13 protein-coding genes are annotated in these 14,201 nt (G+C 36.4%); 2 read left to right on the top strand and 11 right to left on the bottom strand.

Going from position 1 to position 14,201, the window contains the following annotated elements; genetic code table 11:
• Positions 1-72: 72 nt before the first annotated feature.
• The 4 genes from PL9214_RS07575 to PL9214_RS07560 form a co-directional block, all read right to left on the bottom strand.
• Entirely contained in the window at positions 73-1,308 is a 1,236-nt protein-coding gene (locus PL9214_RS07575; protein WP_072718168.1) for an LL-diaminopimelate aminotransferase, read from the bottom strand.
• Between the two features lie 119 nt (positions 1,309-1,427).
• Positions 1,428-2,861, bottom strand: coding sequence for an MFS transporter (locus tag PL9214_RS07570; protein WP_072718167.1), 1,434 nt, complete (start codon positions 2,859-2,861; stop codon positions 1,428-1,430).
• A 629-nt stretch (positions 2,862-3,490) separates the two neighbouring features.
• Positions 3,491-3,736 carry a hypothetical protein gene (locus PL9214_RS07565; RefSeq protein WP_072718166.1) on the bottom strand — a complete coding sequence of 82 codons (246 nt, stop codon included), beginning with the start codon at positions 3,734-3,736 and terminating at the stop codon, positions 3,491-3,493.
• A 40-nt stretch (positions 3,737-3,776) separates the two neighbouring features.
• Complete coding sequence (locus PL9214_RS07560; protein ID WP_072718165.1) at positions 3,777-4,814, bottom strand: IS630 family transposase; 1,038 nt, start codon at positions 4,812-4,814, stop codon at positions 3,777-3,779.
• A gap of 153 nt (positions 4,815-4,967) precedes the next feature.
• Between PL9214_RS07560 and PL9214_RS07555 the strand changes: the two genes are divergently transcribed.
• On the top strand, positions 4,968-6,344 hold the full coding sequence (locus PL9214_RS07555; protein ID WP_072718164.1) for a radical SAM protein: 1,377 nt from the start codon (positions 4,968-4,970) through the stop codon (positions 6,342-6,344).
• 246 nt (positions 6,345-6,590) lie between these two features.
• Here the strand turns inward: PL9214_RS07555 and PL9214_RS32215 are convergent, their stop codons facing one another.
• The 5 genes from PL9214_RS32215 to PL9214_RS07530 form a co-directional block, all read right to left on the bottom strand.
• Entirely contained in the window at positions 6,591-6,827 is a 237-nt protein-coding gene (locus PL9214_RS32215; RefSeq protein ID WP_245824193.1) for a type II toxin-antitoxin system VapC family toxin, read from the bottom strand.
• Entirely contained in the window at positions 6,815-7,072 is a 258-nt protein-coding gene (locus PL9214_RS07545) for an AbrB/MazE/SpoVT family DNA-binding domain-containing protein (RefSeq protein ID WP_072718163.1), read from the bottom strand. The genes PL9214_RS32215 and PL9214_RS07545 overlap by 13 nt, the downstream gene beginning before the upstream one ends.
• Before the next feature lie 114 nt (positions 7,073-7,186).
• Positions 7,187-7,588, bottom strand: coding sequence for a type II toxin-antitoxin system VapC family toxin (locus tag PL9214_RS07540; RefSeq protein WP_072718162.1), 402 nt, complete (start codon positions 7,586-7,588; stop codon positions 7,187-7,189).
• A gap of 6 nt (positions 7,589-7,594) precedes the next feature.
• Positions 7,595-7,891 (bottom strand): hypothetical protein, encoded by a 297-nt coding sequence (locus PL9214_RS07535; RefSeq protein ID WP_072718161.1) that lies wholly within the window; start codon positions 7,889-7,891, stop codon positions 7,595-7,597.
• A gap of 92 nt (positions 7,892-7,983) precedes the next feature.
• On the bottom strand, positions 7,984-9,072 hold the full coding sequence (locus PL9214_RS07530; RefSeq protein ID WP_072718160.1) for an ABC transporter ATP-binding protein: 1,089 nt from the start codon (positions 9,070-9,072) through the stop codon (positions 7,984-7,986).
• A 210-nt stretch (positions 9,073-9,282) separates the two neighbouring features.
• Between PL9214_RS07530 and PL9214_RS07525 the strand changes: the two genes are divergently transcribed.
• Entirely contained in the window at positions 9,283-10,881 is a 1,599-nt protein-coding gene (locus PL9214_RS07525) for an ABC transporter permease (protein ID WP_083579913.1), read from the top strand.
• Here the strand turns inward: PL9214_RS07525 and PL9214_RS07520 are convergent.
• Both PL9214_RS07520 and PL9214_RS07515 read right to left on the bottom strand, forming a co-directional pair.
• Positions 10,876-11,808, bottom strand: coding sequence for an alpha/beta fold hydrolase (locus tag PL9214_RS07520; protein ID WP_072718158.1), 933 nt, complete (start codon positions 11,806-11,808; stop codon positions 10,876-10,878). The two genes, PL9214_RS07525 and PL9214_RS07520, sit on opposite strands and share 6 nt — an antisense overlap.
• A 153-nt stretch (positions 11,809-11,961) precedes the next feature.
• Positions 11,962-13,596 (bottom strand): hypothetical protein, encoded by a 1,635-nt coding sequence (locus PL9214_RS07515; protein WP_139294992.1) that lies wholly within the window; start codon positions 13,594-13,596, stop codon positions 11,962-11,964.
• Positions 13,597-14,201 lie beyond the last annotated feature (605 nt).

The raw sequence follows: 14,201 nt of genomic DNA, 5'->3' as shown, positions 1-14,201 counted from the left end.
ACTATTAAATTAAGGAATAAAACCTGATTGATCATTTTATCTTAATAAGGTGGGCTTTGCCCACCCAACAATTTAAACTTTAAACTTCTCGGTAATTCGACCCATCGCTTCTTCTACGTTTTCCCGACTATTGAACGCAGAAATCCGAAAATAACCTTCACCCGCAGCACCAAAACCTGAACCCGGAGTCCCTACAACATTACAGGTTTGTAATAGTTTATCAAAGAAATCCCAACTGGATAAACCTTGGGGCGTTTTCACCCAAACATAGGGGGCATTTTCGCCTCCATAAACGCTTAATCCCGCCGCCGTTAATTGCTCCCGAATAATTTGGGCGTTTTCCATATAAAATTGAATTAACGCCTTAACTTGAGCTTTTCCTTCTTCAGAATAAACCGCCTCCGCTGCCCGTTGAATAATATAGGAAACCCCGTTAAATTTAGTGGCTTGACGACGGTTCCAAAGTTTCCATAATTCCACATCAGCACCATCTTTTGCTTTAGCGGTTAAGGTTTTCGGAACAACAGTAAATGCACAACGAGTTCCGGTAAATCCTGCGGTTTTGGAGAAGGAACGAAACTCAATAGCGCACTGTTTTGCCCCTGGAATTTCATAGATAGAATGGGGTAAACTGGGGTCAGAAATAAACGCTTCGTAGGCGGCATCATAGAGAATAATTGAACCGTTAGCTTTCGCGTATTCGACCCAGGCAGTTAGGTGTTCTTTCGTTGCCGTTGCCCCTGTGGGATTATTAGGAAAACAGAGATAAATTAAATCAACTTTTTGGGTGGGAATAGCGGCAGTAAAATTATTTTCAGCCGTAATGGGAATATAAACTAATCCCCCATATTCCCCTTTTTCATTCGCATCTCCCGTGTGTCCTGCCATCACATTTGTATCCACATAAACGGGATAAACGGGGTCAGTAACGGCGATAATATTATCGTCTCCAAAAATATCTAAAATATTGCCTGTATCGCATTTTGAACCATCAGAAATAAAGATTTCATCGGCGGAAATCTCACATCCTCTGGCTTGGAAATCGTTGGCGGCGATTTTTTCGCGTAACCAAGCATAACCCTGTTCGGGGCCATAACCTTTGAAGGTGTCGCGGTTGCCCATGTCTTCCACCGCCTGAACCATTGCGTTGCGACAGGCTGCGGGTAAGGGTTCGGTGACATCGCCAATACCTAAACGGATGATTTTCGCGTCGGGGTTGGCTTCTGCAAACGCATTCACCCGGCGGGCAATTTCGGGGAATAAGTAACCGGCTTTCAGTTTGAGATAGTTGTCGTTCAGGGTTGCCATAGTTGATTACAAACGCCAATTCAGGACGTAATTTCAAGGTTTAAAAGTAACCGAACTTTCTATCATATAGCAGGGAATAGGGAACAGGGAACACCTTAACTGGAGAAATCAGTTTAATGTTAAGCTGCGGGTTTATTTTTTAAGGTAATGGTTCGATTAATTCGGAGCACATTACCGAATTTTTGCAATAAGTGTTTTGCAGATTGACCGCCGGGTTCTTGAGTTAAGGTTAAGGGCAATAATGCTGTTAACATTAAAACACTAGACAGGGCAAATAACACTAATAAATTTTCGGGATTTTTACAAACAAACTGAGCTAAAATTCCTCCAGTTGTTGTGCCTAATGCGCTACTAATTCCGGTACTTGCTGAGGTGAAAGCAAAATAACTAGCTTGGTTACGAAGGGGAACTAAAGCCATCTGTAGATTTTGATTACATAAATCAAGTGCCGCCCAGGTTCCTCCCATAAATAAATAGAGGAAAGGCAATAACACCCAAATGGAAAAGGAATTATGATGAGCTTCTATCCACAAAAGCGGAATAGTCGATACAATCATTCCTATTAATAATAACAAAGGACGGTTGCCAATGCGATCGGCTAATCGTCCCCATCGGGGTAAAACTAACATATAAATTCCCGCTTGTAAACTGGCATAGAGGGTTACTAAACTGACATCAAGTTTTAACCCTTGTAAAAGATATACGCTGAAAAAAGGTAAACTTAAGTTAACGGCAAACATCCATAAATCATAGTAAATTAGAAAAATAAAGAAATTAGAGTTTTGACGGATTAAAGTATTGATTTTTGAAAATAATTTAAATTGTAATAAAAAATCTGAACTGTTAGAAATCGGTTCAGATTTTAGGGGAAAAATTGTTGAAGATAGGGTTTCAATGGGATGCTGAAGTTGAGGATTAACATCTGCCATAAAATATTGACAAGCTAAACTCATTAATCCCATGATGACTCCGAATAAAACAATCACACCATAACCTCGAATAGGGCCAAGGGGATAGTAAGAAATCATTATTCCCATGATGGGAACGGATATCAAATTACTCAAGCTAGATACACTATTGCGTAAACCAAAATAGCGTCCTCTTAATTTTTTAGGGACTAAGATAGCCATCCAACTCATCCAAGCCGAGCCTCCTAATGCCCCTAATATACTGGTTATAGCAATAATAGCTAGGGTTAAATACAGTAAGGTTTGATGGCTGAAGGGATCGAAAGGAGAAATGATAAAAATGGCTAATCCTAAGATTAACCAAAGAATACGGGATGTACCATAAACTAATCGACAATATCGATAACGGCTGGTAGCTTTATCGGCTAAAAATGCACCTAAAGGTTGTGCTAAATTAACGATCATAGGAATAGCAGATAATAGCCCTATTTGCAAGGTATTGGCTTCTAAATCCAGCATAAATTTAGTTAGTAAAACGCCTCCTGTTGCATTCGTAAAGATGGCTGCAAATACTCCATCTACTGTAGAAGCCCGTAAGCTTCGGCGAATGTCAGTTTTGGTTAATTTACCTAAAAGTTGTTCCACAGATTAAAAGAATAGGATGAGGATATAAATGGAAAAGATCAAGCTATAGTTTAGGAAAATGTCTAAGCAATTCCATCTGTATAGAGAGAGAACTCAATAGCTTTTAAGCATGACAAATCTCAGTCTTTAGATAGCTATTAGAGAGGAAAAATTCTATCTCTTAGGTAAAATTTAATGTTAAAATGTTTGATTTAAAGTAAATAAATATCTTGATAGACAGCCTCTGTTAAACCGTAATTTTGCAGAAAAAAATGGATTTTTAGAAACGTAATCCGTTGAATCAAGAGCATAAATTCTCAGTTAATTTAAGCGATCACATTGTTTAAACACACAACAGTTTGGTTGAAAATTGTTGTGTTTGTCTTATAAACTCGTCGGATATTCCTACAAGCAAAGACGTTAGATTTTTATTGATCTTATTGTAAGTCTGAGCTAAAAAAATAGCAACTAGAATTTTATAAATTAACCGATTAAACTCATCTGTTTTAACTAAACATTTGGAGATAAACAAACTCAAGATTTAAGTGAATAATAGAGATTAAAGCAGGAAAAACAAGCTAATCCGTATCTAAATTGCAACCAAACAAATCATCATCAAAGATTTCGCAGATTCAGCTAAGGGTTAATCTTTAGTTTTCTAAATATTCTCTCAACACAGAAGATAATTTAAACATAGTTTTATCTTCTTTTACTTTAGTCACTAAATACCGTTTTTGTAAAGATTGTAATCCATTAATTAAATCCGTTGATGATAACTCTACAGTTTCTCTCAATGTTTCTCTGGATAAGGATTGCTCAAATTGACTGAATTTTAAAACGATTTGTTGTTCAATCGGTGAAAGTCTATTATATAATTGGTTAAAGTGCGATCGCATTTCCTGAGTAATGACTAATTCATTCTCAGCTATAGCAATCCTAAATAGGTTGTGGCAAAATCCCGTACATAAAAAGCTTGGGAAAATCAAAAATTTGCCCCTGAGCAAAAAACTCAAATAGCCACTTAACTACTTTAAAAGATGGGCATAAATGATAGAATTTTCTCACGAAATTTTTGGTTTGTAACCAAATATCTTCAACCGGATTTTGCTCCGGCGCATTAGGAGCAAAATTTACACAAGTAATCCGCCATTCTTCTTCCGATAAATTTTGATTAACTTGAGTTAAGTAATCTCGAAAGTTTTGAGAACAATGATAAGTGGCATTGTCCCAGACTATAGCCAACCTTTTCCCCGGATTTTGCTGTTGTAAATACTGGAGAAAGTCTACGGTATTTTCTGTATTGCCCGCCGCATAACCTTTGATAATAAATTCTTTCGTTTGGTAATCTAAAGCTCCATAATAAGTTTGCCTTTCTTTTTGATTTTTGATGGGAATTTCTATTCTTCGATCCGTCCTTCCCCAAACATACCCTAAAATATCTCCCCAAAGAAGATGACATTCATCAATCATAAACACTGTCAGCTTTCCCGCCCCTATTTCCTCTTTCCAACTCGCTAACTTTTTTTCAATTTCTTCCTTTTTCTCTTGGACTAACTGCTCATTTTTAGCCGGATTCTTTTTTTGGCTTTTTTTCCAACTGATGCGAGCCTCTTCCAGCAAGCTATAATAACTTTGATGGGATTGAAACACGACTCCATACTCCCTTTCTAACAAAACTTGTAAATCAGACAATCTTAACCAATCTCTTTCCCTTAATTCTTCAATAATTTTCTGTTTGTCTTCAGGGCTTAGATAACCTTTCCTTCCTTTATATTGAAGTTTTAAACTGTCTACTCCTTCCACAAGCACCCGATTTTTCCATTGGCTAATAAATCCTTGAGAAACTTGTAATAAGTCTTGAATTTCCCGGTAGGCTTTACCTTGTAATTTGAGTTTGACAGCGATCGCTCTTTTAATTTCTCTAGGATCTTTTGTCTGATTGATAAAATCGTCTATTTCGTCGATTATATTCATTTTCCGTTGCCAGCTTTGGGGGATTATTGCTAACCTTACATTTATTATAACTCATTTGGAAGTGCTATATGATTGGTTTCATTTTTTTCAAGATCATAGTTGTGATATTAAAAAATATGAAAATGCTACAATATTTGAAATTAGGAATTTTTTATGCTTAATCAAACATACAAAAAATCTAGTTATTGTCAAGTCGTCAAAGGAAACAATGATAATTTTTTCCTTTATCATTCTCTTTTTAATCAACCCAGAATAGTAACAAAATCTGTTGTTGATTTCTTAGATATTTTTGAAGATTATAAAACATTAAAAGATGTATCTGAAATTTTTGAAGGGGATTTAGATGAAATTATAGGAATGTTTGAAAAAATTTATTTTCTAGTTCCATCTAATATTAATGAAAATTCAGTTCTTGTATCACTACAAAAAGAATTTTTAGAACAATTACAAAAAGGTTATCAAATATCTAGGCTGGAATTAGCTATTAGTAATGCTTGTAATTTTGGCTGTAAACATTGTATGCACTTTTTGAATAATGAAATGCCTACTAGAGTTGATCCAAAATTAAATATGAGTGTTGAGACAGCAAAAGCAAGTATTGATAAATTTGTTGAAAAAGTTCGAGCTAGTGGAAATAATTTTATTAGAGTTCATTTTGGTAATGGTGAGCCTCTAATTAACTGGAAAGTAATTCTTTTTTGCCTTGAATATTGTGAATCAATTGAGGATACTAAATTTGCCTATGCGATTAATACTAATTTAAGTTTATTAACGAAGCAAAAAGCAGAAATTTTAAAAAAATACAAAGTTAAAATATCTACTTCTCTTGACGGATTACGCGAATCTAATGACTTGATTAGAGTTGATCATCAAGGACAAGGAACATTTGAGAGAATTATCAGTAAAATTAAATTACTACAATCAATAGATTATCCAATTGATGGCTTTTCAATAACTGTAACTGATGCTAATTTTTCTTTAATTGATAGCAAAGTGATTGATTTTGCTAAATCTATTGGTGTTAAGGACGTTTCAATGGATTTTGATTTAGTTCGATCTATGAATATTTCTGTTGAAGATTGCGTGAATAAAATTATTTCATTAAGAAGATATGCTCATCAAAATAATCTCAATTTTTATGGGACATGGGAGACTCCATATCGAATTTTAATGTCTAATTCTTGGTTATCTAACCCTCATGCTTTTTGTCCAGCAATGGAAGGAAAAACCATTGAATTTAATGTTGATGGAACATTAAAAACTTGTGGACATACAAATACAGTCGTAGGTAATTTTGAACAATTTGACGAATGTTTTTTACCAAGTAGTAAATACTTAGAACTTATCAATAGTCGTTTACCCGGAAATAATGATTTTTGTAAAGGTTGTGAAATTGAGGGTTGTTGTGCTGGTCAATGTCATGTTACTTTAGAATCTTCTCAAAAAGATTCTGATTTAGTTAACAGAACTTGTCAACTTATGAAGATGACAACTAAAGCTTTGATCAAAGAATATTTACAAGATCAATAATAAATATACAGTAGTAGGATGCGATCGCTTTTTGAGATGTAAGGGAGTTAAGAGTGCGATCGCTTTAACTACACTCATTTACAAGTCAGGATGTTTTACTGTTGAAATAGATAAACTTTGAGACTTTTTAATAAATTTTTCGTCAAAAGTATAAAATTCTAAACAATGATGACTTGAAGCTAAATGAAAAGCATCGGTAAAATCTACACCATTCTCATGCCATTCAATAATTTGTAGAATCAATTTTTAATTTGTTAAATAAACATTCGGTAAACCAAAAACCTTTCTAAAAGCTTGACAAATTTCCAAAGGTTTAAACTTGTAAGCAAACCGCAACACCCACTCACATTCCAAGATGACAGTATCAGGAATAAAAATATTTTTATTTTTGAATAATTCTAAGCTTTGTTGATACTGTAATTCATCATCTTTCGTAATAAATCTAACAATAATATTAGTATCAATAGCAATCATCGATTCCATAATTCTTCTATTCCCTGACCAATTGCTTGATCCATTTCTTCAATTGTTTTGGCTTTTCCTTGATACTTCAAACATCCAGCAACTTCATCTAATGTTGTTTCTGGAAAAGTTTTTTTAGGCTTTAATAAAATTCCATCACCCAGATTAATTATAATTAATTCTTGACCCGTTTCCCAATGATACTGATCTCTTAAGATTTGAGGAATAGTAACTTGACCTTGACTTGACAATTTAATAATTTCCATTGAACTAATAGTTATATATTTTTTACTATTGTAATTTTAACATAGATTGCTGTTTGTAGGTCACTAATGATGATGCGATCGCTATATAAAACATCTAAAAAAATCTTAAACTGATCACTCTACCCAATTCTCTAAACTTAAACTCTCAACTCTCAATAAATCACTATCATTAGAAACCAGAATTAAACCCTTAACAATAGCAGTTGCAGCAATAAAAATATCTTCCGTTTGTATTGGTAATCCTCTTAACCTTAAATTAGCATGAATTTCGGCTGCTTTCTCTAAAATTGCTAAATCATCTAATAAAATAATTTGATAATCTTGACAAAAACCATTAAATCTTTCCCTTTGTTTCGGTGAGTCAACCGCTAAAAATCCTCTCCTAATTTCAAAATAAGTGATACAGCTAATACAGATCTTTTTTCTTTGAGCTTTAATATCCTCAAGTTTTTTATTGATTTGACGATTATTTTTAGTAGCCAAAGAAACGATATTAGTATCTAATAAATAAATCATAATTATCTATTTACGTTTAATTGCTTCATCAAAAATAGCCATCTGTTCAGGAGTAAAATCTTCGCCAATTTTTGCTAAAATTTGTAGGGACATTATTCCACTACAATGCTCTTTTAATTCTGTGTCAGACATTGTACTAAATTCTTCAAAAGGTAAGTTTTCTTCAAATAATTTAACTAAATGTTGAACGATTTCAGAATAATTAAGATCCTCCTTAAACAAAGGACGCTCTTCCATTAAAATCGAAACAACTTTCTCAATTCTTTGGGTCATGGATTCTTTTATCATATCCGTTGATAACATATTGATAGCCTCCGTTCAAATGTAATTGATCACCCTTTTAATTCTAGCAAATTATTAACAGTTAACCGTCAACGGTCAACTGTCAACCCCACCTAATTTCTCCGACTGGGAAAGACTCGTAAAGCATTTTCAGGTACAGAGATTTTCACCCGCATTCCCACAGGTAAAGCCGTTGTCGCACTGGTTCTGGCGATGAGTTCCCGTCCAGAAGGAACCTGTAAACTATAATGATTTTCTCGTCCGAGAAATTGACGATCGCGAATGACAACAGGCGCGTTATCATCAGGTTTAAGAATAAAATCTTCTTGTCGTACCATTAATTCTACTCGGTCTAATTGCTCCCAATCAGGAGTAACAGCATCCACCAGATAGGGGTTAATTGCAAAACAACCCACTTCCGTTTCCCAAAAATCTCCTCGACGTTTAGCAGGAATAAAATTCGCTTGGGTGACAAATTCTGCAACAAACCGAGACGCAGGTTGCTGATAAATAGTTTCCGGTGTACCAAACTGTTCTAAGCGTCCTTCTCGCATCACCGCTACCCAATCAGAAATCGATAAAGCTTCTTCTTGATCATGGGTCACAAAAATTGCGGTAGTTCCTGCTATTTTTAAAATATCCCGTAATTCCTGTCGCAATCTTAAACGAACTTGAACATCTAAATTACTTAAGGGTTCATCTAATAAAACTAAAGCCGGATGGGGAGCTAAAGCACGAGCTAAAGCAACTCGTTGTTGTTGTCCCCCTGAAATTTCATGGGGATAGCGTTTTTCATAACCCGATAACCCAACTAATTCTAAAACTTCAGCGACCCGTCTTTGAATCCCTAAACTGGATTTTTTCTTACTATTTTTTAAACCAAAAGCAATATTTTTTTCAACGGTTAAATGGGGAAATAACGCATAATCTTGAAACACCATCCCGACGTCTCGCTGTTCTGGCGGTATCCAATAATCTAACCCAGCCACTTCTCGACCCGCTAAAGCAATTGTTCCCGTATCTGGCTGTTCAAATCCAGCAATCATTCGCAATAATGTGGTTTTCCCACATCCAGAGGGGCCTAACAATCCTAAAATATCCCCTTCATGTAACTTCAGGTTAACGGCTTGAACGGCTGGTGTCTGGCTTCGGGGAAACTGTTTCCCGACATCCTCTAAATGCAGAATCACAGATTGAATCATCTTTACAAAAATCAATAGAGCTTACAGTTCAACACCATTGTTGAAACTTATATTCAGAAACATAATTCTGATTATACCCCCTTTTTAGGATATATTCTCACTAAGACTTGATTAAATTTTTGGGAGTGCTTCCAGGTGTTCTTATCCCCATTGGAGTCTTTGATAAAAGCCTTTCGGAGCTTGAGTCTGGACGTTTGGACTTTGTTTGTTATGGCGATCGCAATTTTAATCGCCACTCCGGTATTATTTGTATTAAGCAGTATTTTCACCAATTCTGCTGCGGTCTGGAACCATTTAGCTGCAACGGTTCTACCTGGTTATATCCTCAACTCCTTATTGCTAATCTTTGGCGTTGGTATCGGGGTGTTATTGCTAGGAGTCAGTAGTGCTTGGTTAGTAACGATGTGTCGGTTTCCGGGGAGTCGCTTGTTTGAATGGGGGTTGTTACTTCCCTTAGCCGCGCCAGCTTATATTCTCGCCTATGTGTACACCGAATGGTTAGATTTTTATGGCCCGGTACAAACCCTGCTGCGGGATACCTTCGGATGGAATAGTATTGATGAGTATTGGTTTCCTGATATTCGTTCAGTTTGGGGGGCAATTTTTTTATTATCTTTAACGTTATATCCCTACGTTTATTTATTAACCAGAGTTGCTTTTTTAGAACAATCAACCTGCACCTTGGAGGCTAGTCGTTCCCTCGGTTGTAGTCCTTGGAAAAGTTTCTATTCAATTGCTTTACCCTTAGCTCGTCCGTCAATTATGGCGGGGTTAGCATTAGCCTTAATGGAAACTTTGAATGATTTTGGAACCGTTCAATATTTTGGAGTAGATACCTTTACAACAGGTATTTATCGAACTTGGTTTGGTATGGGAGAACGAATTGCAGCTTCTCAATTAGCAGCCGTTTTAATGTTATTTATTTTAGGATTAATTTTAGTTGAAACTTGGTCACGGCGACAAGCAAAATATTATCAAACTGGAAATCGATTTCAATCTTTAAACCAATTTAAACTTAAAAAACTACGCGCTATATTAGCTTGTATTGTTTGTTTAATCCCGATGACCTTTGGTTTTTTAATTCCCAGTGGTCTTTTATTAAAGATGACCTTAGAAAATTTAGACACCCTTTTCAATTCAGAATTTTGGAATTATGCCTTACATAGTTTAACTTTAGCAACTATTAGCGGTCTTTTAGCCGTTCTAATTGCTTTAATAATGGCTTATGGCGTCCGGTTAAATTCTAATGCTTTAATGCGATTATCCACCCGGATTGCAGCCATGGGTTATGCAGTTCCCGGTTCAGTCATTGCAGTTGGTATTTTAATTCCGATTGGTCGATTAGATAATGCTATTGATGCGTTGATGAAGTCTACCTTTGGTATAGCAACTGGATTGTTATTTAGTGGAACCATTATGGCTTTAATTTATGCTTATTTAGTTCGATTTTTAGCAGTTTCTTTAGGAGCGGTAGAATCAAGTTTAAATAAAATTAAACCGAATTTAGATGAAGCCGCCCGCAGTTTAGGCTATGGCGCAACTCGAACATTAATTAAAGTTCATACCCCAATGATGTTGAGTGGATTATTAACCGCCGGAATGTTAACCTTTGTGGATGTAATGAAAGAATTATCCGCTACATTAGTTATCCGTCCGTTTAATTTTGATACCCTCGCCATTCGAGTTTATAACTTAGCCTCAGATGAACGATTATCCGAAGCCGCAGCACCCGCATTAGCTATTGTTGCAGTTGGGATTATTCCCGTGATTTTCTTAAGTTTAAAAATCGCTCAATCCCATCGTTCATAAACCCAAATCGTTGATAAATTTTCCAACCACTTCAACAAATTCTGCTGTTGATTCGTAGGGTAAAACATTGCGTCCTGAAATCATAGCAGATTGACAATTTTTCCAACCTGTTTCATAAAGTTGACACCGTTGTTCTGGGGTTTCCGAGAATCCACTCCGACTAATACTTGATGCAGTTGTTCCAAAAACGGCTAAGGTAGGAATCGAAATTTCTGCCATGATATCCGTATAATTTTGTCTCCAAAATCCAGCTAAAAAGGAATAAACTGCATAACGACTATTATCATTTTTTGCTCCTTGTTCTAACAAGTCTAACCAATTTTGATCAACATCTTCTGCTTTTGCAAAGAGTTGACGAATGGAGAAAGATTCGATAAACTGACGACGACGAGCATACAACCAAAATAAATTACCGATAGGAGAATCAAAAAATAGGTTCCAGGTGAGTTTTTGTTGTTGTTCTGAACGAGGTTCGGTCATCACTCGCCATGCGGGAGGGCCAGATAAAATTAACCCCTTGATTAAGTTAGAATTAGAATTCTTTTGAAGTTGAATCAGGGCGATCGCAACGGGTAATAATGCGCCTTGTACTAAGATAATAACAGGTTTTTCAATAATATTATGTAAAAAACAATTAACTTGTGCTGCCCAATCTTCAGGATAATAAGCTAACCTAGGCATTTGAGAATTACCACAACCGATTAAATCTGGGTTATAAATATCATGATTTAACCCTTTTTTTCGCCCTTCTTGGCAAAATCGGTGCCAAAATTTTCCCGATAATCCTACACCTATCGGATGAATTAATAATAAAGCAGATTCATTATTGTTAATCGGGTTAATCCCAGGATAATATTCATATAAACATTGATATCCTTGCCAAGTATAGGATTTTTTCTCAGGAACAAATTCAGGATTATAAACCATAATGCAGGATAAATTTATCTTAGAAAAACGCGAACTTCAACAAATTAAAAGGATTTCACCGATTAGCATAATTTAGACAAAAACCTGGTTTTAGGTTAATGGATTTTTAGAAATCAGTGAAATCCAAGTTATCTGTTAGCCTCTATTAAGGCTTTATTCTGGGATCATTTCAGATTCAACGGTTGATTCAGGTTTAGAAACTTCAGTTTCAGAATCAACTGGAAGGGTTGAATCTTCAATTAGGTTAGGGGTTTCTCCGGGTTGTAGTTCGGTAACGGGTTCTGGAATAGGAACTTGATCAACAATTTCAGGTAAAGTTGTTGGCGGAGTCGGAGGGTTAAATTTTACTGAAATGGAATTTAAGAAAGGAAGACGGAAACGGCTTAAAAATCCACCGAATTTGTTAGGTTGAGGTTCAGGAGAAACTAACGGTTGAGAAGGAATATCCGCTTGAGTCTTAGCAGCTTCGGGTGTGATTTCTTCGGTTTGGGTTCCCGATACTACAGGTTCTATAGGAAGTTGTTCAGGTTCTATGATTTCTGATGGAATCTGTTCAGCTTCTGGAATAGAATTTTCTACTTGAGAAGGTGTTTCTTCTACAGGTGGAGAAATTTCTTCCGGTTCTGGAATAGAATTTTCTACCTGAGAAGGTGTTTCTTCTATAACAGGAGAAATCTCTTCCGGTTCGGAAATAGAATCTTGAGATTCAGAAATAGGTTCTTCAACAGGTGGAGCAATTTCTTCTGGTTCTGAAGTAGGTTCTACAGAGGGAATGACTTCAGGTTCAGAAGGTTCAATCACATCTTCTGGGTTAGCATTAGGATTAACCATTCCCTTAACGTCTACCCAGGATAATTTTCCTTGAATCAGTTGGGAAAGGGTATTATTGAGTTTGGGATTATAAGTAATGACACGGGCTGTTTTATTAAAAACGTTGTCAACAAGGTTACCATTTTCATCCAGATATTCAATTTGTACCCAGTTTTTACCCGGTTTAAATCCTTTTAAATATAAGGGTTGCCATTGATTGGTGGTGAAGCTTTCGCCGTTAACGGTAATCCGAATTTTCCAATCTACAATTTCATCTGTAGGGTCTTCTTGGGCGACCAGATGCAGAGGGGCATTGCTAAGATAAAAGTCGAGTAAAATTGGTTCTGCACCATATTCCCCTTGTGGGCGATTATAGGTGAGTAAGGGGAGATCTGGGTTAGGATAATCAAGATCGGTTTTTGTAAAGATATGAAAGGTGGTTTGGGCAAAAGACCCTTCATTTTTATAGCTTTCGTTCCAAGGATAGGTGGCAAAGACCCGGAGGGTATGGGTTCCGGGGTCTAAATTGGAGAAGGTGATGGGAGTAGAAATATCGTAAATATCGATATTCGGTTGGTTATCGAGGATCACCTGTAAATGTGGCCCCAAACCGGATTTCGGGTCTTTGAAGAGGGGTAAACCTTGAACCTGAAGTTGCAGATTAATCGTATCGTCTTCGATAATCGCGTCCGGTTTGGGGTTGAGAATACTGACTTGAGGCTGGTAAGTATCGAGAGCTTGATGAAGTTTTTGGATCAGTTTGGGTGGTGAAACGTCCCCAATGGGTTCGGTGGATGGGGTCAGGTTCAGGGGTGGAGAACTCTGGGGCGCAACCGCAGAATTACCGCATCCAACCATCGTTACTATTATTAATACCGCTAATAAGGTAGCCAGTGGGGTTTTAATTGTTGTCCACCCCTGAAGCAGAAGCTTTAACAGGTTAATCCTGTGCAGAAACCCTAATCCAGTTTTGTCCATAACTCTTCCATTGAGAATGATCGGCCAATGGCAGTCAACCTTGATCCGTCAGTTCTGGGGGTTCATTGCGATTTGCAGTTCCTTGAGGAATTCGGGAAGATGATGTTTCTAATTTCTGAAACATCAGCAACATTTTGTAACTTTGATCACTGAAGGAATCACAGGTTGCTGTTCACTATCCTCTGCTACCCTACCCTAAAATTTGACCGTCGGAGAAATTTTAAGTTTTGTAACATTTACCCAGAAGGGTTTGACTTTTTTAAAGTGTTGTGAACGCTAAATGGATGATCATGAGAGAATCTGAGTGAATTTTAATTATTGTTACCAAGTCATTCCCCCCAGATTCAGAAAGATGATATATCATTTAAAGACAACAGCGACTGCACAGGGAAGCCCTTACATAGTAAGGCTTTGAGTTGGGCGTTGCTGTTGAAATAAAAATAAAAAAGCCTTATGGCAACTACAAGGGTGTCTTGTTGCCCCCGAACAAAGGTTGGTCTTAGGTTCAGGTATAAACCTGAATAAATCGTCTCATAGAAATTTATCTATGAAACAATTGTACGAAACGCTAACTTTTGTGAAGGATTTTGAAAAAGGGGTATAAC

This window comes from Planktothrix tepida PCC 9214 (assembly GCF_900009145.1).
Lineage (GTDB): Bacteria > Cyanobacteriota > Cyanobacteriia > Cyanobacteriales > Microcoleaceae > Planktothrix > Planktothrix tepida.
Note: the sequence above shows the minus strand (reverse complement) of the source record. Positions and strands in the feature narration are given on the sequence as shown.

Coding starts and splice junctions, on each gene's coding strand:
- PL9214_RS07575 (WP_072718168.1), bottom strand. CDS start 1,308: ATGGCAACCCTGAACGACAACTATCTCAAACTGAAAGCCGGTTACTTA.
- PL9214_RS07565 (WP_072718166.1), bottom strand. CDS start 3,736: ATGCGATCGCACTTTAACCAATTATATAATAGACTTTCACCGATTGAA.
- PL9214_RS07560 (WP_072718165.1), bottom strand. CDS start 4,814: ATGAATATAATCGACGAAATAGACGATTTTATCAATCAGACAAAAGAT.
- PL9214_RS07555 (WP_072718164.1), top strand. CDS start 4,968: ATGCTTAATCAAACATACAAAAAATCTAGTTATTGTCAAGTCGTCAAA.
- PL9214_RS32215 (WP_245824193.1), bottom strand. CDS start 6,827: ATGGAATCGATGATTGCTATTGATACTAATATTATTGTTAGATTTATT.
- PL9214_RS07545 (WP_072718163.1), bottom strand. CDS start 7,072: ATGGAAATTATTAAATTGTCAAGTCAAGGTCAAGTTACTATTCCTCAA.
- PL9214_RS07540 (WP_072718162.1), bottom strand. CDS start 7,588: ATGATTTATTTATTAGATACTAATATCGTTTCTTTGGCTACTAAAAAT.
- PL9214_RS07535 (WP_072718161.1), bottom strand. CDS start 7,891: ATGTTATCAACGGATATGATAAAAGAATCCATGACCCAAAGAATTGAG.
- PL9214_RS07530 (WP_072718160.1), bottom strand. CDS start 9,072: ATGATTCAATCTGTGATTCTGCATTTAGAGGATGTCGGGAAACAGTTT.
- PL9214_RS07525 (WP_083579913.1), top strand. CDS start 9,283: ATGGCGATCGCAATTTTAATCGCCACTCCGGTATTATTTGTATTAAGC.
- PL9214_RS07520 (WP_072718158.1), bottom strand. CDS start 11,808: ATGGTTTATAATCCTGAATTTGTTCCTGAGAAAAAATCCTATACTTGG.
- PL9214_RS07515 (WP_139294992.1), bottom strand. CDS start 13,596: ATGGACAAAACTGGATTAGGGTTTCTGCACAGGATTAACCTGTTAAAG.